At 30.0% G+C, this 24,639-nt stretch carries 25 protein-coding genes; 18 read left to right on the top strand and 7 right to left on the bottom strand.

Going from position 1 to position 24,639, the window contains the following annotated elements; genetic code table 11:
• Positions 1 to 137: 137 nt before the first annotated feature.
• The gene (locus tag RBH29_RS06205; protein ID WP_306695905.1) at positions 138 to 1,853 is read right to left on the bottom strand and encodes a VanW family protein; all 1,716 of its coding nucleotides are present in this window, start codon (positions 1,851 to 1,853) and stop codon (positions 138 to 140) included.
• Positions 1,854 to 2,406: 553 nt separating this feature from the next.
• Here RBH29_RS06205 and RBH29_RS06210 point away from each other — a divergent pair.
• From RBH29_RS06210 to RBH29_RS06240, 7 genes are all read left to right on the top strand, one after another.
• Positions 2,407 to 2,883 (top strand): metallophosphoesterase, encoded by a 477-nt coding sequence (locus RBH29_RS06210; protein ID WP_306695906.1) that lies wholly within the window; start codon positions 2,407 to 2,409, stop codon positions 2,881 to 2,883.
• 165 nt (positions 2,884 to 3,048) lie between these two features.
• Positions 3,049 to 3,357, top strand: a complete 309-nt coding sequence (locus RBH29_RS06215) for a DUF2508 family protein (RefSeq protein ID WP_306695907.1) — start codon at positions 3,049 to 3,051, stop codon at positions 3,355 to 3,357.
• A 174-nt stretch (positions 3,358 to 3,531) separates the two neighbouring features.
• Positions 3,532 to 3,804, top strand: a complete 273-nt coding sequence (locus RBH29_RS06220) for a pro-sigmaK processing inhibitor BofA family protein (RefSeq protein WP_306695908.1) — start codon at positions 3,532 to 3,534, stop codon at positions 3,802 to 3,804.
• Positions 3,805 to 4,075: 271 nt separating this feature from the next.
• Positions 4,076 to 4,654, top strand: coding sequence for a 2-oxoacid:acceptor oxidoreductase family protein (locus RBH29_RS06225; protein WP_306695909.1), 579 nt, complete (start codon positions 4,076 to 4,078; stop codon positions 4,652 to 4,654).
• Entirely contained in the window at positions 4,651 to 4,959 is a 309-nt protein-coding gene (locus RBH29_RS06230) for a 4Fe-4S binding protein (RefSeq protein ID WP_306695910.1), read from the top strand. The genes RBH29_RS06225 and RBH29_RS06230 overlap by 4 nt, the downstream gene beginning before the upstream one ends.
• Positions 4,960 to 4,975: 16 nt before the next feature.
• Positions 4,976 to 6,160 carry a pyruvate ferredoxin oxidoreductase gene (porA, locus tag RBH29_RS06235; protein WP_306695911.1) on the top strand — a complete coding sequence of 395 codons (1,185 nt, stop codon included), beginning with the start codon at positions 4,976 to 4,978 and terminating at the stop codon, positions 6,158 to 6,160.
• Between the two features lie 11 nt (positions 6,161 to 6,171).
• Positions 6,172 to 7,107, top strand: a complete 936-nt coding sequence (locus RBH29_RS06240) for a thiamine pyrophosphate-dependent enzyme (protein ID WP_306695912.1) — start codon at positions 6,172 to 6,174, stop codon at positions 7,105 to 7,107.
• Between the two features lie 255 nt (positions 7,108 to 7,362).
• On the opposite strand, the gene RBH29_RS17835 is transcribed toward RBH29_RS06240, so the two are convergent.
• The 3 genes from RBH29_RS17835 to RBH29_RS06250 form a co-directional block, all read right to left on the bottom strand.
• Positions 7,363 to 7,485 (bottom strand): cyclic lactone autoinducer peptide, encoded by a 123-nt coding sequence (locus RBH29_RS17835; protein WP_373463298.1) that lies wholly within the window; start codon positions 7,483 to 7,485, stop codon positions 7,363 to 7,365.
• Positions 7,486 to 7,544: 59 nt separating this feature from the next.
• The gene (locus tag RBH29_RS06245) at positions 7,545 to 8,378 is read right to left on the bottom strand and encodes a hypothetical protein (protein WP_306695913.1); all 834 of its coding nucleotides are present in this window, start codon (positions 8,376 to 8,378) and stop codon (positions 7,545 to 7,547) included.
• Positions 8,379 to 8,453: 75 nt separating this feature from the next.
• The gene (locus RBH29_RS06250) at positions 8,454 to 9,173 is read right to left on the bottom strand and encodes a helix-turn-helix domain-containing protein (protein ID WP_306695914.1); all 720 of its coding nucleotides are present in this window, start codon (positions 9,171 to 9,173) and stop codon (positions 8,454 to 8,456) included.
• A gap of 527 nt (positions 9,174 to 9,700) precedes the next feature.
• Between RBH29_RS06250 and RBH29_RS06255 the strand changes: the two genes are divergently transcribed.
• A complete protein-coding gene (locus RBH29_RS06255) occupies positions 9,701 to 9,961 on the top strand; it encodes a hypothetical protein (protein ID WP_306695915.1) in 261 nt (86 codons plus the stop codon).
• A gap of 292 nt (positions 9,962 to 10,253) precedes the next feature.
• The gene (locus RBH29_RS06260) at positions 10,254 to 11,249 is read left to right on the top strand and encodes a CotS family spore coat protein (protein ID WP_306695916.1); all 996 of its coding nucleotides are present in this window, start codon (positions 10,254 to 10,256) and stop codon (positions 11,247 to 11,249) included.
• Positions 11,250 to 11,375: 126 nt separating this feature from the next.
• Here the strand turns inward: RBH29_RS06260 and RBH29_RS06265 are convergent, their stop codons facing one another.
• The gene (locus RBH29_RS06265; protein ID WP_306695917.1) at positions 11,376 to 13,046 is read right to left on the bottom strand and encodes a formate--tetrahydrofolate ligase; all 1,671 of its coding nucleotides are present in this window, start codon (positions 13,044 to 13,046) and stop codon (positions 11,376 to 11,378) included.
• Between the two features lie 263 nt (positions 13,047 to 13,309).
• Between RBH29_RS06265 and yabG the strand changes: the two genes are divergently transcribed.
• The 5 genes from yabG (at position 13,310) to RBH29_RS06290 (ending at position 18,516) form a co-directional block, all read left to right on the top strand.
• A complete protein-coding gene (gene yabG / locus RBH29_RS06270; RefSeq protein ID WP_306695918.1) occupies positions 13,310 to 14,185 on the top strand; it encodes a sporulation peptidase YabG in 876 nt (291 codons plus the stop codon).
• 236 nt (positions 14,186 to 14,421) lie between these two features.
• Complete coding sequence (locus tag RBH29_RS06275; RefSeq protein ID WP_373463299.1) at positions 14,422 to 14,685, top strand: Veg family protein; 264 nt, start codon at positions 14,422 to 14,424, stop codon at positions 14,683 to 14,685.
• Between the two features lie 294 nt (positions 14,686 to 14,979).
• A complete protein-coding gene (locus RBH29_RS06280; protein WP_306695919.1) occupies positions 14,980 to 16,554 on the top strand; it encodes a DUF3794 and LysM peptidoglycan-binding domain-containing protein in 1,575 nt (524 codons plus the stop codon).
• A gap of 416 nt (positions 16,555 to 16,970) precedes the next feature.
• Positions 16,971 to 17,825, top strand: coding sequence for a 4-(cytidine 5'-diphospho)-2-C-methyl-D-erythritol kinase (gene ispE, locus RBH29_RS06285; RefSeq protein ID WP_459076762.1), 855 nt, complete (start codon positions 16,971 to 16,973; stop codon positions 17,823 to 17,825).
• Positions 17,826 to 17,829: 4 nt separating this feature from the next.
• A complete protein-coding gene (locus tag RBH29_RS06290) occupies positions 17,830 to 18,516 on the top strand; it encodes a GntR family transcriptional regulator (RefSeq protein WP_306695920.1) in 687 nt (228 codons plus the stop codon).
• A gap of 184 nt (positions 18,517 to 18,700) precedes the next feature.
• Here the strand turns inward: RBH29_RS06290 and RBH29_RS06295 are convergent, their stop codons facing one another.
• Positions 18,701 to 18,907 carry a heavy-metal-associated domain-containing protein gene (locus RBH29_RS06295; protein ID WP_306695921.1) on the bottom strand — a complete coding sequence of 69 codons (207 nt, stop codon included), beginning with the start codon at positions 18,905 to 18,907 and terminating at the stop codon, positions 18,701 to 18,703.
• 259 nt (positions 18,908 to 19,166) lie between these two features.
• Between RBH29_RS06295 and RBH29_RS06300 the strand changes: the two genes are divergently transcribed.
• The 4 genes from RBH29_RS06300 to RBH29_RS06315 all read left to right on the top strand — a co-directional run bounded on the left by RBH29_RS06300 (position 19,167) and on the right by RBH29_RS06315 (position 23,494).
• Positions 19,167 to 20,774, top strand: a complete 1,608-nt coding sequence (locus RBH29_RS06300) for an ATP-binding protein (protein ID WP_306695922.1) — start codon at positions 19,167 to 19,169, stop codon at positions 20,772 to 20,774.
• 166 nt (positions 20,775 to 20,940) lie between these two features.
• Positions 20,941 to 21,675 carry a PspA/IM30 family protein gene (locus tag RBH29_RS06305; RefSeq protein WP_306695923.1) on the top strand — a complete coding sequence of 245 codons (735 nt, stop codon included), beginning with the start codon at positions 20,941 to 20,943 and terminating at the stop codon, positions 21,673 to 21,675.
• 50 nt (positions 21,676 to 21,725) lie between these two features.
• Positions 21,726 to 22,517 (top strand): hypothetical protein, encoded by a 792-nt coding sequence (locus RBH29_RS06310; RefSeq protein ID WP_306695924.1) that lies wholly within the window; start codon positions 21,726 to 21,728, stop codon positions 22,515 to 22,517.
• A 47-nt stretch (positions 22,518 to 22,564) separates the two neighbouring features.
• Positions 22,565 to 23,494 (top strand): C40 family peptidase, encoded by a 930-nt coding sequence (locus RBH29_RS06315; RefSeq protein WP_306695925.1) that lies wholly within the window; start codon positions 22,565 to 22,567, stop codon positions 23,492 to 23,494.
• Here the strand turns inward: RBH29_RS06315 and RBH29_RS06320 are convergent.
• Entirely contained in the window at positions 23,487 to 24,611 is a 1,125-nt protein-coding gene (locus RBH29_RS06320; protein WP_306695926.1) for an MGDG synthase family glycosyltransferase, read from the bottom strand. The two genes, RBH29_RS06315 and RBH29_RS06320, sit on opposite strands and share 8 nt — an antisense overlap.
• Positions 24,612 to 24,639: the final 28 nt, after the last annotated feature.

The following is a 24,639-nucleotide window of genomic DNA, read 5'->3' on the forward strand; positions in this document are numbered from 1 at the left end:
GAAGTAACTGGTTTTGGACGACGAGAATGGGATGATAGTACTTGGCAGAGACATTTTCTTGGATTTGTTTAAGTAAGATGATGTAAAAGATTATAATAAGGACTCTAACTTTTGAAGGAGGAGTCCTTGTTATAAAATCAATTGTTATCAATAGAATTTTCAATTTCTTCTGATGCAGGAATCGTATCTTCTGGAATCTCAACTATTTCAGATTCATCAATAGATATTTCAGAATCATCATCATCATCTTCATCAGATGATGATTCAACTGGTTTTGTTCCTCTTTTTACTATTTGATCATAGGGTCTATAGCTGCTACGGTGTAAATATGTTCTTTCTGTCTCAACGCCGTCTATTTTTACTACTTTATAAGTGTCATAAACATATCCAGATTTACCGCTTTGAATAATTACAGTTTCTCCTTCATACATATTTGGATCATCAATATATTTAACAGTTGCTGGAGTAGAACTGATTTGTACATTTACAATTTCTATTGATTTTTCAGGTGTTTCGTTAGTACCAACAATTTCAAATCCGATGTTGTTGTTTGATATGTCGGCATCAATTCTAATTGGCCAATTGGTGTTGTTTTTAAATTTAAAGTCAAGTTCATTATAAGAAACAGCTGCATCTTGACCATATGGAACATAGCCTACTGTGAACATATGATTCATTCTATAAACTGTTTCTAGTCCAGAAAAAAGTACGGCATTGTATAGAGTGCTTGAGACCTGACAAATACCTCCCCCTACACCGGGTACAATTTCTCCTTGTACATAAATATTAGCAGATAAATATCCTCTCTCACTTGTTCGAGGACCAACAATGTCGTTAAAGGAAAAGACATCTCCAGGTCCTAATATTGTTCCATCAATTTTAGAGGAAGAAAGACCAATGTTAACACCTCTGTTAGCATCGTTTTGAGTGCTTGTTGAAAAGTAAGTGCTGTGTGTTCCAAGTATGTCTCTAAAAAGATAATCGTCTATATTTTCAGTTTTTATTTCAGGTTTAACAAATGAAACAGGTAGGTCTTTTTTTACGTCATATGTATCTTTATTATTTTCTATAATTTTTTCAAGTTCAGATTTATTAATTTTCCGACCTATGACATGAGGCATAACAACAACTTCATTGTCTTCAACTATAACATGAGCATTTTTTGCTTCTCTAGAAATTTCATTATACATATTATCTAAATTAACATAATCAGGCATAGTTGTCTCGGTTGGAACTTCAAATGTTTCACTTGAAACTGTTTTTATAGAATTATGTATGTGCTCAAATGCTTTATCTTTTATTAGAGCTACACCTGGTTTTCCAGTATAAAAGTACATAGTGTTTTTATCCTCAATAATATCAGGATTTTGAACTTCTATAAGTGAATCATCATAAAAATTTTCTATAGAGTCCATAAGCTTTTCTTCATTAAAAGAAAATTCTAAATCAAAAACCACTCCATTTTTTCTGGTATCTATAATATCTTTAAAACGTTTGAATACATGACCTTCCCGCCCAACTTCATATGCTTTATTTACAGCATTTTCAACATCATATAAAACATTAAATTCAGATAAATCAAATTGTTTGGAAAAGTCATCTTTTATCAAAGTTATTTCTACTTCATCAATTTTTTCTGTAAAATTTGATTTTAAAATATCATATGCTTGGGAATAGGTCATCTTTCCCATATTAATATCATTTACATATACACCGTTATATATTTTTTTATTAGAGAAAATGATAATTGTAAAAATCAGAAATGAAATAAAAAAAACTGTAATAACAGATAACAAAGAATATGTAAGAGCTTTGTTTTTGACTTTAAATTTTTTAGTTACCGGATTAATCATAAAAAAACACCCCAATGAAATCTCAGGGCACGAAGCCCTTTTAATATTAATTCTTTCATTTGATTCAAGAATTCTAATTTAAATAAGTATTTTTGTAAACTTAAGCTGTTAATATTATTTTACCAAATATTTTTGTCATTTGACACCTAAAATAAAAAGATATTTATGCCAATTCAATATTTCTATAAGTATGACAGAAAAGTTTTAACTATGAATGTCTATTTTTGATACTATTTTATTATCTCAAGTTTATAAAAAAAACACAATAGAATTTTTATCATAAATATGCAAAAATTGATTTTTATACTCAATATCATATTCCATTTTTTACAAAAATGAGTCACTTTTATAAAGACAATAGATGAATATAATTTTTCTTTACAATTATAATATGTTGTTTATAAATAAGATTATTTTATTTATAATTAGCTTAAGGAGGATGTAGTGAATCTTAGTATCTTATAGATTTAAAAAAATTATGTTAGGATAACATGTGATTTTGATAAAAGTTAGGGTTGAGGGAACAGCCTACTTTAGAATAGAGGAGAGATATATGAGTATATTAGTTTTTAGTGATTCCCATGGAGTTACTAATGATATGATTAAAATATTAAAAAAGAACAAAAATTTTGAATTAGTTATACATTTAGGTGATTTTGCTAAAGATGTAAATGTGATAAGAAAAAATTTTGAGAAATTAAATTATGAGGTGGTGAGGGGAAATAATGATTGGAACAGGGAGATACCATCAGAAAAGATTATTGAAATAATGAATAAAAAAATATTTATAACACATGGTCATCATTACGGAGTTAAAAATGATTATACAAGAATAATTAACAAAGGAAAAGCACTAAAAGCAGATGCAGTACTTTTTGGACATACCCATATTTCAGAAGAAATGTTTAGTGATAAAATGCTTGTTTTAAACCCAGGAAGTATAGGAAGACCTGTAAATGGAATTAAGACATATTGTATTATTGATGTTAAAGATAATAAATTCTGGACTGAATTTAAATCTATAAGATAAACTATTTTTATACAAAAAAAGAATAGAAAGATAAATAATGTGGAAAGTTATGTATAGACCCTGTAAATTTTGATTATACTTATATTAACGTATGAATGTGAACATTTCAAAAAAGATAGAATAGTATGGTATAAAAATATTATTTAATAGTATAAGGTGATTTATATGGGTTTAAATACAGAAAATAATGAAAATATTAAAATTAATAAAGACAGTTCTTTTACAAAATTTCTAAATAAATTTTTGTCAAGAACAGAAAATCACATTACTTGTGAGAATAATATTTTAGATGAAGAAGGGCTGATTGAATGTATAGAAAAAGCAAGAAATGATTGGACTAACGCAATCAGAGATTTTGAATATGCGGAAGATGAAGAAATAGTTGATTACTACACCTATAAAATAAAAGCCTGTCAGGTAAGATATGAGTACTTTTTAAAAATTGCAAAAAGAAAAGGGATAACATGTAAATAAGGAATATTTGTAATAAAATTTTGAACAGGCATATATATTTAGATTAAAGAACTATATTTTCTTAAAAACATTACTAAAAAAGGTGTGCTTTTTATATATTGCTAAAAAAGTACGTGCATTCATAAAAAAACAAGGCTTTTTAGAAAAATAGTAAAAAGTAAAGTGGGGATTAATATGTATAATGATTATAATATAATAGTTGCCTATGTAATTGGTATAATAATCTTATTTCTTTTAGGAAAATTTTTTTCCTTTCCTATGAAAATTGCTGCAAAACTAATATTTAACTCTATACTGGGCGGAATAATTATTCTAATCATTAACTTTGTAGGTAAATTTTTAAATTTTAGTATAGCATTAAACCCTTTTACTGCATTTATAGTTGGAACACTTGGAGTACCAGGTGTTTTGTTAATCGTAATATTAAAGTATGTTTTTAATGTATAACTTTAACACTTCTATAAACAATATGGTATTATATGCAAGTAAAAAAAGTACATTTTAAAAAAAATAGAAAATGATGAAAAAGTACAAAAGATTGTATACAATGAACATAATTAAGTTCAATCAAACCAGAATTAAAGCTATTCCTTTAAAGATTCCTTGACAAAAAATAAACGGACATTTATACTGTAATCTGTGTGATTGTTTTAACAAATTTTAAAACCAAGCTGATTTAATCAGCACAAATTTATCATAAATAAGGGGGTTTACCACCATGGACAAGGTTGTTGAAATAAGATGGCATGGGCGTGGCGGACAAGGTGCTAAGACGGCATCATTGTTGCTTGCGGATGCTGCATTCAATACCGGGAAATACATACAGGGCTTTCCTGAATATGGACCGGAGAGAATGGGTGCACCAATTACAGCATATAACAGAATTAGTGATGAAAAACTGACTATTCACAGTAATATTTATGAACCTGATTATGTAGTAGTTGTTGATGAAACTCTTTTAGCTTCTGTACCTGTTACATCAGGATTAAAAGAAGATGGAGCAATTATTATTAACACTACAAAAACGCCAGATGAAGTAAGGACTGCTTTAAAAGGGTATAAAGGAAAGGTTTGCACGATAGATGCAAGAACTATATCAATTGATTCTTTAGGCAGATATTTTCCTAATACACCTATGTTAGGAGCGGTTGTTAAAGTAAGTAAAATAATGGATGAAAAAGATTTTTTAGATGATATGAATGAATCATTTAAGCACAAATTTGCTAAAAAGCCTGAAGTTATAGAAGGTAATATTAAGGCTTTAGAAAGGTCAATGCAGGAGGTGAAGGGGTTATGAGCAAAAAAGAAGTAAAAATAGTAAGTCCTGACGTTACATGGAAAGATATTACTCCAGGTGGTAATATGCCAGATGCGGGAAATGCTGAACTATTTAAAACAGGTGATTGGCGTTCAATGAAGCCGATATGGATTCAGGAAAAATGTAAGCAATGTCTTCTTTGCTATCCTGTTTGTCCCGATACATCTATATTAGTAAATGAAGAAGGAAAAAGAGTAGAATTTGACTTTGATCACTGCAAAGGCTGTGGAGTATGTGTAAAAGTTTGTCCATTTAAAGCCATTGACTTTGTAGAAGAAGATTAGAAGGGGGGATTTAAAAATGGCGATAAGAGAAAGATTAAGTGGTAATGAAGCAGTTGCAATAGCAATGAAGCAAATAAATCCAGATGTAGTTGCTGCTTTTCCGATAACACCTTCAACTGAAATCCCACAATATTTTTCAAACTATGTTGCAGATGGTGTTGTTGATGCAGAATTTGTTGCAGTTGAATCTGAGCACAGTGCTATGTCAGCTTGTGTAGGTGCACAGGCAGCAGGAGGAAGAGCAATGACTGCTACTTCTGCAAATGGACTTGGACTTATGTGGGAAGTTCTTTATATAGCTGCATGTTCAAGACTTCCAATAGTGATGGGCGTTGTTAACAGAACAATGTCAGGACCGTTAAATATTCATAATGATCACAGTGACTCAATGGGAGCTAGGGATTCAGGATGGATACAGTTTTACTGTGAAAACAATCAAGAAGCATATGACAATATGCTCATGGCAAACAGAATAGGTGAACACCCAGATGTAATGTTGCCTGTTATGGTTTGTCAGGATGGTTTTATCACATCGCATGCCATAGAAAATATTGAACTTGTTGAAGATGACAAAATTAAAGATTTTGTTGGTGAGTATAATCCTGAGATGTATTTATTAAATAGCGAAAAGCCTATATCAATGGGTCCATTGGATTTACAAGGTCATACTTTTGAACATAAAAGACAACAGGCACAGGGAATGATAAATGCCAAAAAAGTTGTAAATGAAGTATCGGAAGAATTTTATAAATTGACTGGAAGAAAGTATGAGTTATTTGAAGAATATATGACTGAAGATGCGGAAGCAGTTGCGGTAATATTAAATTCAACAGCTGGAACAGCAAAGTATGTGGTAAATCAGTTAAGGGCACAGGGTAAAAAAGTAGGTTTAATTAAGCCTAGATTATACAGACCTTTCCCTGTAGATGAAATGGTAGAGGTATTGTCTAAATTTAAGGCTGTTGCTGTTTTAGATAAGGCTGATAGTTTCAATGCTGCAGGAGGACCTTTGTATACTGATGTAACAAGTGCACTGTATTCAAAAGGAGTATTTTCACCAAAAGTGATAAATTATATTTATGGAATAGGTGGAAGAGACGTTAAGGCTGATGACATTGAGATTGTATATAATAAAATTTTAGACATTGCTGCCACAGGTAAAGTAGATTCTGTTTACAATTACCTTGGGGTTAGAGAATAGGAGGTGCAAAAATGGCTTATAATTTAAAGCAAGCGGCAAAAAAACCAGAAAGATTTACTGGTGGACATAGAATGTGTGCAGGTTGTGGAGCGCCTGTTGTTGTAAGACAAATCCTAAGAGCATTAAATCCAGAAGATCATTTAGTAGCAGGTTGTTCAACTGGATGTCTGGAAGTTTCATCATTTTTATACCCATATACTTCTTGGGAAGATTCTTTTATTCACAATGCTTTTGAAAATGTAGGTTCTACCATTGCGGGAGCAGAAGCTGCTTATGTTGCATTAAAGAATAAAGGGAAAATTAAAGGTGAGACTAAATTCATTGCCTTTGGAGGAGATGGAGGAACATATGATATAGGTCTTCAGGCATTGTCTGGTGCAATGGAAAGAGGACATGACATGCTTTATGTATGCTATGATAATGGTGCATATATGAATACTGGAATTCAAAGATCTTCTGCTACTCCTAAATATGCAAATACTACTACATCACCTGCAGGAGAGGTAATACCTGGAAAATCCCAATCAAGAAAAGATCTTACAGAAGTTATGGCAAACCATCACATTCCTTATGTTGCTCAAACAGCTGCAATAGGAAATATGAAAGATCTTTATGAAAAAGCTGAAAAAGCATTATATACTAAAGGACCGACATTTTTAAATGTTATAGCTCCATGTCCAAGAGGGTGGCAATATAATACACCTGACCTTATGGATATAAACAAGCTTGCAGTAGAAACATGTTTCTGGCCTTTGTATGAGGTTATAGATGGCAAGTATGTTGTTAACTATAAACCAAAGAACAAAAAACCTGTATCAGAGTTTTTAAAGGCACAGGGAAGATTTAAGCATATGTTTAAAGCAGGAAATGAACATATGATAGAAGATGTACAAAAAGAAGTGGATAAGAGATGGGAAGCACTTTTAAAACTTGCAGGGGAAGCATAAATTTCCTCTAGCTGAAGCTGAACATATTTATCTTAAATATAAAACAAAAAGGAAACCGATTTTTTATAAAAGGGTTTCCTTTTTGTTTTAAATTGTAGAAATTTATATTTACTAAAAAAGTCTGCAAAAAGCAAACTTTTTGGAATAATGGTTATATTACAGGATTTATTGCTGTAAGCATAAAGGAAAGAATATATGTATAAATACAATGTTGAATACTACAATAAATAGATCAGAAAAATAGAACTGTAGTGATTAATTCATTAAAGATTTTGGTGTTTTAGGTTGATATAATAATGCCCAACATGCTGTAGCAGCAGATACTAAGGATAGCACTGTTAGAAGAACAGCAAAGATGTTTAATAGTTTCTTAAACATAGTTAATAACCTCCTATAATTAATATTTTTAAATATATGACTTATGTATGATTAACATTCTAATTTTTTGTTATATGAGTTTTTAAATTTTGCAAAGCATCTTTAGCTTCACCATAGTTTTGCTGATTAATAAGGCTGTCTATATATTCTATACTTTGTATAACCTCATTATTATTTAATGCACTTTTATTTTTATAGTGTATATAAGTACCTCGTAAAGCTACACTCAAAATAACAGTAATAAAGAGAGTTATACATATATTTATTCTTAATAAATTTGTATTTGATGAGCTAATATTATCATTAAAGATTAGAGTTCTAGCCATAACTGTAGTTAAAAAAATTAAAGAGAGTATTGAAAGCAAATATACAACAATTTGAAGATAAAACTCTTTCTTTTTAATATTAGTTTTTTCCATATCAAGTATTTTAAATTCAAATTTATAAAATATAAAAGCCAATATAGTCTGAGTGAATCGAATTAAAAAAACAAATGGAATTAGCTTCGAATAATTGTTATACAAATCCTGCTGAGATTTTATTTCTAATATATTTTCTAATATAATTGACAAAGGTATCTCAACAATAATAATTAATAAAAATCCAAATACTGCTACCGTTATTGATTCGTAAAATTTATATTTTAATACATATATCAACATTAATACAAAAAATAGTATGGAAAAAATAGTACTTTCAAGCTCAAAGTTAAGAAATTTTCTGCTAAAGTAATTTAGCAAAGTTATAGTAAATAATACTAGAATACTTTTTGTGAAATTCCCCTTAGACTTTAGAAAATTTTTCTTTCCAATAGAAATAGTACCAAGAATAAAAATAAGTATTTGTTCAGGAAAACTTATTAAAATAAAACTAATAAAAGAAAGATCATTCATAATTTTCATCACACTCCCTTAATCGGTTTTGATATACTATTAATATTTTAAAACCACTACTATAAATAGTAATACCTATTTTAAAGTATCTCTTTCATTTACAATTGTTGATACAAGTAGTTTTAAAGTATCAGGGTTTAGTTTCTTTTTTTGAGCTTCCATGGCTACTTTTATATATGGAAGATTATCTTCCGAGATTATAAAATCCCTTACATCTTTTTGCAATTTATTAAAAACAATGTAATTCTCATCATCTTTTTCTAAAGATTGCTTGTGAAGATTTTCTCTATATTTAAATTTTTCTTTTTCTAAAGTTTCTGGTGTATTATATTTATACCAAAAATCCAGAGAAACCTCTGCATATTTACAAAGTATATTAAAAGTGCCTGGAAAAGGTTCTATATCACCACTTAAATAACTTTTTATTTGTGAAGATTTAATATAATAACCAGTTTTTGTATAAATATCATCAGATAACTTTTCTATAGACATATCCCCTCTTATTAAGTCAATATTGCTTACAAAAACAGATAAATCAAAAGTTTTATCTGAGCTAGAATCTCCTTCTAAATAACCAGCAACTTTCATCAATTCCTCATAGGGATAGTTGTACGTTTTTGAAATAATCTTTAATGTTTCAGGTCTAGGATTAGAATCCTTACCTGTTCTAGGGTCAACACCTTTTTCAAGTATACTAAGATAAGAGTAGCTTATCCCCATTTTGTTAGCTGCTTTTCTTATTGACCAGTTTTTCTTTATTCTTATTTGGCGAAACAGATTACCTAGCTTACTCATTATACCACCCATAAAATCATTAGTAAATAATTCTTAAAAACAACAAATTATCTAAAATCTATTTATCTTTTTTGTTAAAAAACAAACATTTTAATATAAATTATATCATATAAAAATATATTAAAGATGCTTTTATTTAAAGATACAAAAATTAGTTTTAAAAGAATGTATCAATACAAGAAATATTTTATAATATATACATGAAAAAATCAAAATAAAAATCAAATATTTATAAAATATATCATTAAGCAGAAACAGTCTTGATATAGAAGTATAATATAGGTTAAAAGGAATAATGATATAATTATTACCTTAAAATTCATTATATTATTGACAAAATTAGCACAATAGTATAATATTACATACAGATATCAAAGGGGATTTGAAACAGATATTTATATAGTGAACTCGTTTAGCTAAAGCTAAACATCGAGGCTTCAGGTGGAGTCTTAGAATAAGATAAAAAGAGATAAATTTATGTATATAAAAAATTAGACTATATATTTTTTTAGAAGGGAGATAACTTAATGGATTATATGAAATATAAATTGACAAAAGAATCAATTAGATTTATTGAGTTATGCCAAAAGCATGTCTTAAAAGAAGAGATTACAATTGAATCGTACAATATGATGACAGATGTAAAAATTGACTTTCTAAAAAATATAATGGAGGTGGAAAGAACAAATAATTTTATGAGAAACAGATTTTTTAATAGGGTAAATAATATATTGAAAATTAATTCTTTGATTCATTCCTGTTATTGGTCAAAAAAGGTAAATGTGTAGCAAAGTAATTTATGCTAAATTATAATATTTAGGCATTGTAAAGTGTAAATAATCAGACTGATACAAAAAACAGTAATAGTGAATAAAAAAATAATATATAGTTGATTTTTATAGCAGGTGGAGAACATTCTCCATCTGTTTTTAATTTATATATTTAAGTAAAAACAGCATCTTTAATTCTAGAGTAGAAAAAAAGTGAATATACTTGTTTGTAGATTGCTATTTATAGTTTTGCTGTGCAATTACAATAAGAAAAAATGTATAAAAAACATTGGTTTGGAGGTATTTTTATATGCAGGATATTGAAAAACAATTATCCAATATTTATGGAATTAATATTGAAAGCCTACATAATTACAAAAATAATTGTGTAGCAGAAACCCAATTTGGAAAAAAAATTATAAAAAGAATGAGTATTTCACCGGAAAGAATACTATTTATACATGGTGCAAAAGAACATTTGTACAGCAATAATTTTAATAATCTGGACAGATATATATGTACAAAAGAGGGAAACCCATATGCATGTATAGATGGTTTTTACTATACAATGACAGATTTAAAAAATGGTAGAGAGTGTAATTTTGATTTAAGAGAAGATGTTATAAAAGCTTCTAAGACTCTTGCTGGACTTCATTGTGCATCAAAGGGATATGTTTCCCCCAAAGAGTCTATAAAAAGGAGTGATTTGGGGAAATTGCCTGAATACTATAAAAAGAGATTAAATGAAATAAAAAGAGTGAAAAAACTAGCTCAGAGGGAGAGAAGCAAGTTTGATTATTTAATACTTAAATACATTGACTATTTTTATGAAATAGGAAAAGATTCACTAAATAAAATATATACTTCAAAATATAATGAGCTTGTTGATAAAGCAAGGAAAGAGAAGAATTTTTGTCATCATGATTATTCTTACTGCAATATAATATGTGATGGTGAAAAAATGTCAATAATAAATTTTGATTATTGCAGCTATGAATTAAAAGTTTACGATGTAGCAAATTTTTTAAGAAGAAAAATGAGAAAATGCTATTGGAATATTGAGGAGGCAAAAACAATTATAGATTCATATACTTCTATTGAATCCATTAGTGATAATGAGTTTATGATTTTATACATAATGTTACAATTTCCTCATAAATTCTGGAGAGTTATAAACAAGTATTATAATAGCAGAAGAACGTGGAGAGAAAAAAAGATTTTAATAAAATACCAAGAAGTGATAGATGAGATAGAACATCATAAAAATTTTTTAAGTGAATTTAAAGCATTATTTTTAAGTGGGTAAAATTATGCCATTTTACCGAGGTACATATAAATATAAATTACATGCACCTTATTTTAATTAAATCATTAAAAAAGCTAAAGGAGCATTTAGCCCCTCTAGCTTTGAAAATGTAACCATCAAAAAAATTTAAAATAATCCATAAATGGTTCCTTCTTCATCTAAATCTATCTTTTCTGCAGCTGGTGTTTTAGGAAGTCCTGGCATAGTCATGACGTTACCTGTAATTGCAACAATAAATCCAGCACCTGAAGACAATTTGATCTCTCGTACAGTTATTTTAAATCCTTCAGGTCTTCCAAGAAGAGAAGGGTTATCAGATATGGAATACTGAGTCTTAGCCATGCATACAGGTAGTTTATCCATGCCAAGGCTTTCTATTTTTTTGATTGTTTTTATTGCGGAGGGCGTGTACTCAACGCCAGCAGCACCATAGATTTCCTTGGCAATTGTTTCTATTTTTTGTTTAATTGGAAGATTTGTGTCGTATAGGGGTTTGAAATTTGACTTTTTAGTTTTTGTCATGTCAACAATTTTTTGAGCCAAAATTTTTCCACCTTCACCACCTTTGGTAAAAACTTCTGAAAATGCACATTCTACATTTAGACTTTTACATCTTTCTTTAATATATTCAATTTCATCATTTGTATCGGTATTAAAATTATTAATAGCTACTATAACAGGAACACCAAATTTATTTATATTTTCTATATGTTTTTCAACATTGACAAAGCCTTTTTTTAGTGCATCAATGTTTGGAGCACTCAAATTATTTTTGTCTACTCCACCATTATACTTTATACCTCTTATTGTAGAGACTAAAACAGTAGCATCAGGTTCTAATTCACCATATCTGCATTTTATGTTAAAAAATTTCTCAGCTCCTAAATCTGCTCCAAAACCTGCCTCAGTAATGCAATAATCGGCAAGTTTTAATCCTAGCTTTGTAGCAGCTATGCTATTGCATCCATGGGCTATGTTGGCAAATGGTCCGCCATGCATAAGGGAAGGAGTATTTTCTAGAGTTTGGACTAAATTTGGTTTAATGGCGTCTTTTAAAAGCAGAGCCATTGCACCATTAACTTTTAAGTCTTTAGCATATACAGGAGAATCATCAAAACTATATGCCACAATTATTTTTCCTAAACGCTCTTTTAAATCTTTAATATCTTCAGAAAGACATAATATTGCCATTACTTCTGAAGCAACTGATATTAAAAACCCATCTTCTCTTGGTACTCCATTTGTTTTTCCACCCAGTCCAACTACAATATTTCTAAGAGCTCTGTCATTCATATCCATTGCCCTTTTCCATATAATTTGTCTTGTGTCTATACCAAGTTCATTACCTCGATGTATGTGGTTGTCAATTGCAGCTGACAGCAGGTTGTTTGCAGCGGTTAATGCGTGCATATCTCCAGTGAAATGAAGGTTAATGTCATCCATTGGAACTACCTGAGAAAATCCTCCACCAGCAGCACCACCCTTAACTCCCATTACAGGTCCTAAAGAAGGTTCCCTCAATGCAATAATTGATTTTTGTCCTATTTTTGACATTGCCTGACCAATACCAATTGTTGTAGTGGTTTTTCCTTCACCTGCAGGAGTAGGGTTTATAGCAGTTACAAGAATTAATTTACCATTTTCTTTTTTAGAAATTCTTTTCCACAAATCAGGTGACAATTTAGCCTTATATTTTCCATAAAGCTCTAATTCATCTTCTGAAATGCCTAAATCATAGGCTATTTGATTAATTGGTTTCATTTCACATGATTGGGCTATTTGTATATCTGTAAGCATAACTTACCTCCTTAGGAAACTATAATATAAAATATATTACTATTATAACTATTATTCTTAGTTTTTTTCAACCTATACCCGAAGCAAGGTCATAGATATTAGAGTTTAAGAACATTCACTTTAATAACAGGTACCCTAGAAGTATGGGGATAGATATTAAATATGAATAAGAGATATAAGCTTTTGTAATATTCTTTTCACATATAATTCTGTTTAAACATATTATGTATAACAGTATATATGATGTTCTGAGGTGGTTTTAAATGACAATACTAAAAATAGGAGATATAGTGTCTAGAAAGTCCTATGGATCTGATATATTATTTAAAGTAGTTGATATAAAAAGAGATGGAGAAAAGAAAATTGCCGTATTAAATGGTCTTTGTTTTAGATTAGAAGCTGATGCACCAGAAACAGATCTTATTGTTAGAACTGAGGATTATGTGAAAAATTATAATGAAAAGATGAAAAGAACTGTTAACTTAAAAGTTCAAAATCTAGATACTCCAAATAGAAAATTAGTAAAAAAAAAATTTTATCGAAATTATTGGTCAAGAGATGAAAAAAAATTTGAGAAACCTGGGAAAGTACTTCATATAGATGGGGACAAAGATTATCTTGCAGCATGTTTAGAACAGTATAAAAAATTTAAAATAGAAGCTGCAGGTGTATACCTTAAAGAAAAAGATCAGCCTCATAAGGTAGGAGAGCTTTTGAAGCAATACAGACCTGATATATTAGTTTTGACAGGACATGATGGAGTAATAAAAAATGACAAAAATTATTCAAATATCAACAATTACAGGAATTCTAAATACTATATTCAGTCGGTGAAAGAAGCAAGAAAATTTGATGGGGATTTAGACAGTCTTGTTATTTTTGCTGGTGCCTGTCAATCAATGTATGATAAGATTATAGAAGCAGGAGCAAATTATGCCAGTGCACCTTATAGAGTTCTTATTCACGCACTGGATCCAGTATTGATTTGTCAAAAAATTGCGTACACAAAAATAGACAAAGTTGTAAATCCTGAGGAAGTAATAAGCAAAACAGTCACCGGTGTCAAAGGTATAGGAGGAGTAGAAACAAAAGGTAAATACAGGAATGGTTTTCCTAAAGAACCGTATAATAAAAAATAATCAATAAAAAGCATGTTTAAATAGCATCTCCCACAGAGAGCACAAAATATTGTTTGTAAGAGTTTTAATAAGACTATATTTAGTAGAAAGCAGTTAAGCCAAATGATTGTGAAAAAAACTACAATAAAAAAGTACTTGACACAAGTAAAAAGTACTTGTTATAATATATGTTTTTTTTGACAAGCTGTTCGGTATATGATATAATATTTTCAAACAGAAGATGAGGTGATTTAATAATGGAAAATAATAGCCTGTTTCAAATAAAGAGAGATATAGAAACCTGTGTTGGTCAAAAAATTCAGCTTAAGGCCAATAAAGGCAGGAGAAAGGCGTTTATTAAAGAGGGAGTACTTGAAAACACCTATCCTAGCATCTTCATAGTGAAGTTTGAGAATGATTATGAGGCAACAAGGAGAATATCTTTTAGTTATACTGATATACTTACTAATGCAGTTGAGATAGTAGTGTGCAAGGATAACAGAAAGATATGTGTTAGTTAAGGTGTAAAATGTATAGAGGATGAAAAAAAATTTCTTAGATAAATAAAAAAGTCAGGTTTTAAAACCTGACTTTTTTATTTATCTAATTTTAGCTTTATCTAGGAGCATCTCAGTAGTATATATACTCGCTTTATTTAAACCAATTGACTTTTTTAGTAAAGTGAAAACTCAATTTTTTTTATGTTTTTAGAATATTTATAATGTCTTGTCAATATATATTAATAAGTCTTAGCATAAAAAGTAAAAATGGAACAGGTATAGCCTTATGAATATTAGAAATAGGAGGAATATAAAATGTCCCTTGAACTTATTAAAGAAACTACAAGAATTAATTATTTTACAGGTGAGGGTTCATCCCAAACAATTGTCGAGCATGATATAATTGTACCAGACATAAATCCTGATGTTTTGAGGATTCTCCTTTTAGATGGAGAAGTTATTGAAGAAAAATCTGAAGCATTGCAGGATAAGGTTTCTGTGAAGGGAACTGTAAGGTATAAAATATTGTATGTGTCTGATGACAAGGATCAGTCTATTAAGAGTATAAATGCTTCACGAGATTTTTCATACAGTTTTGATGTGGAAAATGCCAATTCTAAGATGAAAACGCGTATTAAAAGTGATATAGAACATATTGATTATGAAATTTTAAACGGAAGAAAAATAAATTTAAAGACCATTATAAAATTAAAAGCGAAAATAATAAATGAAACAGAGCAGGAGTTTGTCAGTGAATTAAAAGGGGTGGAAGATTTACAAATACTAAGAAAAAATATTGACATATACTCATATTTAGGTGAGAATACATCAAATTATACATTAGATGAGGATTTAGAAATACCAGCTGGAAAGCCGTCTATAAAAGAGATTTTAAGAACTGATGTAAAAATTGTTGGGAAAGACTATAAAATAGCAGATGACAAAATAATAGCAAAAGGTGATATAAATATTTTAACACTTTATATTGGAGATACAGAAGAAAGAAGCATTGAATTTATGGAGCATGAAGTTCCATTTACTCAAACTCTAAAGTTTCAAGGAATAGATGATGATTCTGAATGTGAAGTTGACTATAGAATTGAAAATTTTTCCTTTAACCCTGATGAAGACAGTGATGGGGAATTAAGAATTTTAAAAAGTGAAATAAAGGTTTCTATATGGGCTCAGGCAAATAACAGGAGAAATTTAGAAATTATATCTGATGCATATAGTATGAAATCAAAAATAGATTTTGAAACAGAGTCATTTAAAACAAGCAGAGTTATATGTCGCGACAGCAGTCAGGTAATATTAAAAGAAACTGTAAAAATAAATGGAGACAGTCCGGACATTTCAGAAGTGTTTAATGTATTATCTAGGCCCAATTTATTTGAGAGCACTATTTCAGATAAAGGTGTAACTATAGAAGGATGTGTAAATAACAGTATTTTATATGTTGCAAACAATACAGAACAACCAGTTTTTTGTCATTATTACGAAATACCATTTAAACATACTGTTCAACTTAAGGATGTAAAACCAGAGATGAATTGTGAAGTAGATTTAAATATAGAACACTGTAATTATAGTATGGTTTCTGAAAATGAAGTCGAGATTAGAGTGGTTGTGGATGTAGATACAAAGGTAGTAGATCAGATGGAGTACTTATTAATAACTGAGGCTGTTGAAAATGAAGAACAAAGAATAGACAATGGTGAATTTGCAAGCTTAACAATATACTTTTCACAGCCAGGAGATAATCTGTGGAAAGTTGCAAAAAAATATTTAACCACCGTTGAAGATGTGAAAAAATTCAATAAAATTGATGAGGAAGAACTAGGGGTTGGAAGACAAATTATTATTCCACGAAAGGCAAGTTCTTTTAGTTAAGAATAAGGGATTTATAAAAACTTTTTAGTTTTTGTAAATCCCTTATTTATGTACGCCATTAAAAATACCTGCCCATTGAGGCTAAATGTTAATATATACACCCTTCTCTTTGGGGTGCATGTTATTTATGTGAATGAAAATATGGAAGAAACATTGTGGAGCAAGTTGTAGAGCGTGTTAATACGACGAGGAAAGGGAGAGCATTGTTTGAGCGATAGCGAGATTTGCTCGACCCCGAGGAGTATTTACAGGCTCTAAACTGCGTAACTTTAGTTTCTGGAATATTGTTCTTCACATTTAACATATACACCCTCTCTTTGTCACGTTGTTGAAAAAGGAAGGTATTTTGTATATAATATAAAAGCATATTGATTGAGGAAAAAATAACAGGACAAAGATGGTGCAAAATGGATTCAATATTTTTAAAGGCTAATGCAAAAATTAATTTATCTCTTGATGTATTGGGGAAAAGAGATGATGGATATCATGAAGTAAAAATGATTATGCAGTCAATAAACCTTCATGATGAAGTTTTTATGCAAATTACAGAAGATGGAATTGAAGTTAGTTGTAACAAACACTGGGTTCCTTCTGGCAGCGGCAATATTGCATATAAAGCGGCAGAATTATTAATGAAAAAGTATGGGGTTAAAAAAGGTGTTAAGATAAAAATAATCAAAAACATTCCTGTTGCAGCTGGACTTGCTGGAGGAAGTGCAGATGCAGCAGCTGTTATTAAGGGAATTAATAAATTATTTTCTCTTAATTTAAGCCAAAAAGAATTAATGAACTTAGGCAAAGATATAGGAGCAGATGTTCCTTTTTGCTTAAAAGGTGGAACTGTGCTTTCAGAAGGAATAGGTGAAATGTTAACACCCACTAAACCTTTTCAAAATGTCAATATACTTCTTGTTAAGCCTAAAATATCTGTATCAACACCTTGGGTTTATAAAAATTTAAATATAAAAAACATATCAGAAAGACCAGATACAGAAGGGATATTAAATGCAATAAAAAATGAGGACATTGTGTATGTTGCAAAAAACATGAAAAATGTATTGGAAACGGTTACTGTAAATAGATATAGAGTTATTCAAGAAATTAAGAATAAGCTTATAAAATATGGAGCTTTAGGAAGCATAATGAGTGGAAGTGGACCAACAGTTTTCGGGATATTTGAAAACAAAAAAAAGGCATATTTTGCATATGAAAAAGTAAAGAACAGCAGATGGCAATGTTTTATGACAGAAACACTGTGTGAGGAGAGATAGTATTATGGCAAACAAATTTGCGAAGATTAATTTTAATGATTATAAACCTTTAAGAGAAGTAATTTTTAATACATTAAGGGAAGCTATTATATCTGGAGAATTAAAGCCAGGAGAGCGTTTAATGGAAGTAAAGCTGGCAGAAAAGATGGGAGTTAGCCGTACGCCGGTTAGAGAAGCAATTAGAAAACTGGAATTGGAAGGCTTAGTTGAAATGTTTCCTAGAAAAGGTGCTCATGTTGCTAAGCTTTCTGTTAAAAACATAATGGATGTTTTAGAAGTTCGTGCTTCACTTGATGGTCTTGCCACTTCTCTTGCAGCTGAAAGAATAAAAGATGAAGAAATAAAAAATTTAGGCCATATTCTTTCTCAGTTTGAGTCCTATGCAAAGAAAGACAATTTACAGGGAACAATAAAAAAAGATGTTGAATTTCATGACTTAATTTATGGTGCATCTGGAAATGACAAGCTTATTCAAATTGTATGCAAGTTAAGAGAACAAATTCACAGATTTAGGGTTATATACTTAAAGGATTACAGCAGTCATAAAGCTCTAGTTAAGGAGCATGAAGATATATATGAAGCAATTTCAAAAAGAGACAGAGATAAGGCTCAAATTTATGCACAGAGACATATAAAGAAACAGGAAGAGATAATAACTAAAGCTCTTAAAAGTGTTACGGAAAATGAGTGAGTAAAGATTTTAAAAACCTGCTTTATGTGATGCAGGGTCTTAAAGTGAACTCGTTTAGCTAAAGCTAAGCATCGAGACTTCAGGTGGAGACTCAACTCCACCTGAAGATTTATAAGAGCAACTCCACCTTATAGAAGGTGGAGTCTTAGAATAAGATAAAATTGTCTACAAATACATTGTCTTTTTAATCAATTTCATAACCCATCTTAGATATATGTTTTTTAATTTCATCAGGGTTAATATCAGAAGGATTGTATTCCACTTTCAATTGTTGGCTTTTTAAGTCAACTGACAAATCACCAATACCTTTTATTTCTCTAACACTTTCTTGAATTTTATCGGAACATGCACTACATGAAAGAGTGGGAACATTAAAAACTGTAGATTCCATGAAAGCCCTCCTATACCAAATTATTTTAAAGATTAAAATTCTTTATAGATGTAGCATTATCAAAAACTAAATTATTTATTCTTTTTTAAATATTAATTTAGAGAGGGTGTATATAATAAATATGAATAATCTGCACCTAGTTAGAGCATAAAAATACATTTATTAAATACCATACTATTGATATGCACACTCAGTATGGTAAAATAGAAATAAATATAAGGGAGGATAAAGAGAATACATTTCTCTATTTAATTAAATTATGTGGTATGATAGATTTTTGAATATATATAAAGCAGGAATATCCCATGAATTTATTCTCTATTTTAATATAAGAGATGTTGTTGATAACTTTAGATTTATTGACAGGTACATTTATGAGGAGTTTATAAAACAAAGAAATTTTTCAATTGTGGCATTTTACGATATTTCCAAAGGGTTAACTTTTTTAGAACCGGAAATGGAAAGAGAATTTAATAAAATTACTTCAAATGCTGCAGAAGGATTAGCTTATGCAATGCCTTCAAAATTATTTCATTACATTGACGTGGCACTAAAGAGTACAAAAATGGCTTTGTTTATAGATCATGCAGAAAAGATGATACCATCTGGAGATGTGGCATCAATGTCAACTGAAGAAAGAATGGCACTTATATGGATATGCGAATGGTCAAACAGTCCAAAAATATCTTCTGTGGGAAGCACTATATTTTTGAAGGCAAATAATCTTGCTGAAATAAACAATGAAGTGTTAAGGTCAGCGTACCGGGTGGAGCCTGTATTTGTAGAACTACCAACTGAGCAGGAGAGAGTTGGGTATATACAGCATCTTTTAAAGGATGAAAGCGTTAAAATGGATATTACCATTAATGATTTTGCAAAGTTATCATCTGGGCTTAGCAAAAAAGCAATAAAAGATATTAAGCTTAAATCTGAAGCTGAAGATGTTCCTATAAGCTTTGAATTTATAAAAGACAAAAAACATTCTGTTTTGAAAAAGGAATATGGTGATGTACTTGAATTTATTTATCCAGAACTGGGCTTTGACGATATAGGAGGAATGGAAAGGGCAAAAAATTATCTTTTAAATAATATTGTTGAACCTGTTAGAAAAGGTGACTTGAGAAGAGTTCCAATGGGAATACTTTTATGTGGACCTTCGGGTACAGGAAAAACACTGCTTGTTAATGCTCTTGCAAAGACAAGTGGTTTTAACTGTGTTAAAATAGATATGTCTAGAATACTAGGACAGTATGTTGGTGAAAGTGAGAAAAATTTTAAAAAGTGTTTGCTAGGAGCCCAGTCTCAAGAGCCGGTTATAGTTTTTGTGGATGAGATAGACACTGCTTTTAGAAGAGGAGAGAGCGGTGATAATGGGGTGAGCAGAAATATTTTCAATGAATTTTTGCAATTTACTAGCAATACAAATAATAGAGGAAAAGTTATATTTATTGCAGCAACAAATAGACCGGATCTTCTAGATGCAGCATTAAAAAGAGCGGGAAGGTTTGACAAAAAAATACCTGTATTGTTGCCGGAAGAAAATGAGAGAGCGGAAATATTTAAGATACTTATTGAAAAATATGGATTTGAAACTGATGTTGAAGATTTTTTTCCTTTTTCAAAAGAAACGTTGAATTATACAGGAGCAGAAATTGAAACGGTAATTAGAAAGGCTTATGAGATAGCAAATGAGGATAATATTGAAAAAAATATGTTGACAGAGGATGTATTGAAAAAAGCTATAAATAGGTGTCGGCCAAGTACTCAGCAGGTAGAATTTATGACTATGTTAGCGATTAAAGAATGTGACGATAAAGATTTACTTCCTGAAAAGTATAAGGATGTATTAGATAACAGAGGAAATTAATGAAGTGAACTCGTTTAGCTAAAGCTAAACATCGAGACTTCAGGTGGAGACTCAACTCCACCTTATAGAAGGTGGAGTCTTAGAATAAGATAAATTTACTGTTTACAAAGGTCAGTATTTAGTATAAATTAATGTATAGTGATAATTTTTCTGAGGAGGAGCACATATGGGTTTTTTTAGCAGAGTAGGCATAATGATAAGAGGTTTTTTTGGGAAGTTTGTAGGAGGATTAGAGGAAAACAATCCAGACCTTATATTTGAAGACATAAAAAACCAAATCAGTAAGGCGCGTAAAGAAGCTGAAAAGCAGATAATGGAAATTCAAACAAATGCAGAGCTTATAAAGATTGAAATGAAAAATTCTGAAAAAAAATTAGATGCAATAAAATCCAGAATAGAATCTGCAAAAAGACAAGGAGACAAGGAACTTTTAGTAGAACTTCTTATGCATGAAGAAGAATGTCAGACTGTATATGAAACCCATAGAGCCACACATGATAATGCTATTAAAGAAGTTAAAACAATAAGGGAAAATTACAAGGTGTTTGAATCTGAAATGAATTCAAAGCTAAACGAATTGAAGAATTTAAAGACTCAGGAAAAAATGGCTAAGCTAAAGGAAAATATAAATAATGTAAATGCAAAGTATGCATCTAAAAATAATAACGTTGGAAATATAAATGATAATATGGACAGGGCAAGAGAAATAGTTAATAAAAAAATTGCACAGGCAAATGCAGTGGAAAGTCTCAACGATGAAAATATGGATATGAAGTTAAAGAAACTTGATTTAAATTCTGCACGTGATAGAGCTAAGGCAAGAGCAGAAGCTATATTAAATAGTGATGAAGGATTTGAAGTAAAGGAAAAAAAGCAAAACAAGAAAAAGACGGAAGGGTAATTTTAAAAAAGTAAGTATAATTAAAAACAAGGGTTGTAGGTATAGTTGTTATGAAGCTTAAATTATTATTTAGTTCTTTATTTGGTAGTAGGAATATAGGGATGCTTTTTATTCTTATGGCAATTCCATTGGCGTTAATGATTATTACAGGAGAAAGATGGCTAATTTATCCTGCTAGTGCTGGTGTTGGTGCCATATATATAGGGTTGGTAATTCAAAGCTTTACCAGCAAAAGTTTTCAGGATAAATTTATTCACAAAATGAAGGACAAAAGAATAAAAAAACTAAATAAAATGTGTACAAAGTTGGCAGAAGATGCAAAAAAACATACAAATCCAGCATATTATAAAAAGCTGCGTTCTATTATGAGCGACAAAAATGAAATAGTAAAGTCCTATCAAAAAGACAGTCCGGACTTTTTAAAAGAAAAGATAACCGAGCAGACTTTAAATTTAGTTGTGTCATATATAAGGCTTTTAAAAAGTTTTTGTGTAAGAACTAAAGAGCTTAATTCAGTAAATATAAAGCCTGTGATAGATAGAATTGCTCAAAACACCAGGAAGTTAAACTTTATAAATGATTCAAAAGTACATGAAAATGTAGAGAAGATAATTGAAATGGATCAAAAGATAGTATCAAGACTAAAAGATGAAAAGATAAACTTAGAAAGAATAGATACCCGGCTTGATTATATTAAAAGTACAGTATATATGTTTAAACAGCAGATAGGTTTAAGGCTTGAATCAGAAGATATGCTGGAAAAAATCGAAAGTGCTGTAAATGAAGCTACTGCTCTTGAAAATGTTTTAGATGAAAGAAACAAAAAGAGAATTAGAAATTAAAGTATAAAATTTTAGGAAATAGTTTTTGCAGTTGGGATGGGTTTATGATGAAAAAAAATGTGATGTCAATAATAACAATAATTTTAATTCAATTTTTGCTGGTGTCGTGTATTCAAAGCCCAGAGGATAGTGATTCTACACACAGAGTAGATGAAAGCTATTATGAGAACAAAGCAGTTGTAATTGATACAGTGGCAGATGTTTTTAAAGAGCCTGATTTATCATCTGAAAGATTAACTCAAGTGCTGTTTAATCAGAAGGTTACAATTCTTGAAGACAGTGAAGGGTGGGCAAAAGTTGAAGTGGTTGACGGTCATATTGGGTGGATTAGAGCAAAATATATAGATGAAAACTGCAAAAGCATAATGGATCAGCTCTATGATGACAGGGTTGTAGTTACCGGAAAGACAAAAAGAGTGTTTACAAAGCCAGGAGAGGGAGCGACAATAAAGAACGTGGTAATGGGTACTGAACTTTATGTTTTGACCATAATGGGGAATTATTACAAAGTAGCTTTGCCATGGGATATGACTGGATGGGTTGAAAGAAAAGATACAATTGTGGTGCCTGTAAAAAAATCAATAAAAAAAACATCAGAAATAGATTTAGTTACTACTGTAAATAAATTTATTGGTACTTCGTATCTTTCAGGAGGTATAAGTGACTGGGAGGGTATAGATTCCACAGGTCTTGTATACATATGTACCAGAATAAACGGGATTGAAATTTTAAGAAAAAATCTTTTAGATTATGATGCTGTTGAAGGTGAGAATATAGAAATTCAGAATATTAAACAAGGGGATTTAGTTTTTTTAAATAATGGCAGGGAATTTGAAAAAGTTTTTGAAATAGGTATTTTTATTGGAGAAGATCAATTTATATATGCTGACAAATCTGAAGGAGCTGTTGTCTCAGCCTCTACACAAAGCGAAAGGTTTCAAAACAGGTTGATAGGTATAAAAAGGATATTTAATTAATAGTGAATTTGTAAGCAAGGTCTTCCATCAACTTTAGTATGCTTTCACCTGAGTGAGGCATAGAGAGGTTTTTGGCCATTTTCTTCATGTGTTCAAATCTTAGCCAATTGTCTAATGTTTGGCATAAAATATTTTCAACATCATCATTTTTTGAAATTATTATTGCAGCACCTGAAGTTACAAGAAATTTTGCATTTCTCTCTTCCTGACCAGGTATGGGAGAAATTATGAACATAGGTAATTCTTTTATAAGTGCTTCTGATATAGTCATACCACCAGGTTTGGTTACAACGACATCTGATGCATCCATCAGTTTGGAAATATTATCTGTATATCCATAAACTTTTATATTTTTATTAAAGGCATAAGAAATATTTTCAAGTTTTTTCTTAAGTTTTTTATTTTTTCCGCACACAACTATTAATTGTACTTCTCTAAAGCTTTTTGCAAAGTTTATAAAGGTGCTTTCTAAATCTCCATAACCTAAACTTCCACCCATAATAAGAAGAGTAAACTTGTCATCTAAGGACAATTCTGATTTTGCAACTGTCTTTTTCTTTTTATTTAAAAAAATCTGTGAGACAGGTACACCGTATGAAAATATAGTTTCCCTTGGAATGCCACATCTTATCATATCCTGTTTTATATATTCATGTCCCACTATAAAGGCTTCAATATTTTTGTGAAACCATAAAGGGTGATTTACATAATCTGTTAAAACTGCAATTGTGGGTGTAAAAATTTTATTTTCTTTTTTTAAATAAGAAACCATTTGCAGAGGAAAGGGATGGGTACAAACAATAACAGAGGGCTTGAATTCTTTAACCAGCTTTTCAATTTTATATGACAGCATAACACTTATAAAATGACTTACCTTACTTAAGCCTTTTTTGTATTCAGATAAATTATACAATTTTCCATATAATTTAGGATTTAATTTAATTGTCTTTAGATACCCATCTACAATAAGTTTGTGAGCTAAAGGATTTACATACTTAAAAGTATCCACAACCATATTTTTAGAGTGGGGATATTTTTTTTCTATATATTCTTTTAAAGCATAGGCAGCTTTTAAATGTCCAGCTCCCATTGATATTGATAAAAACAAAACATCCATAAAATACCTCGATTAGTAAATAGATTTT

Origin of the sequence: Herbivorax alkaliphila, from assembly GCF_030848475.1 — a bacterium.
Classification (GTDB): Bacteria; Bacillota; Clostridia; order Acetivibrionales; family Acetivibrionaceae; genus Herbivorax.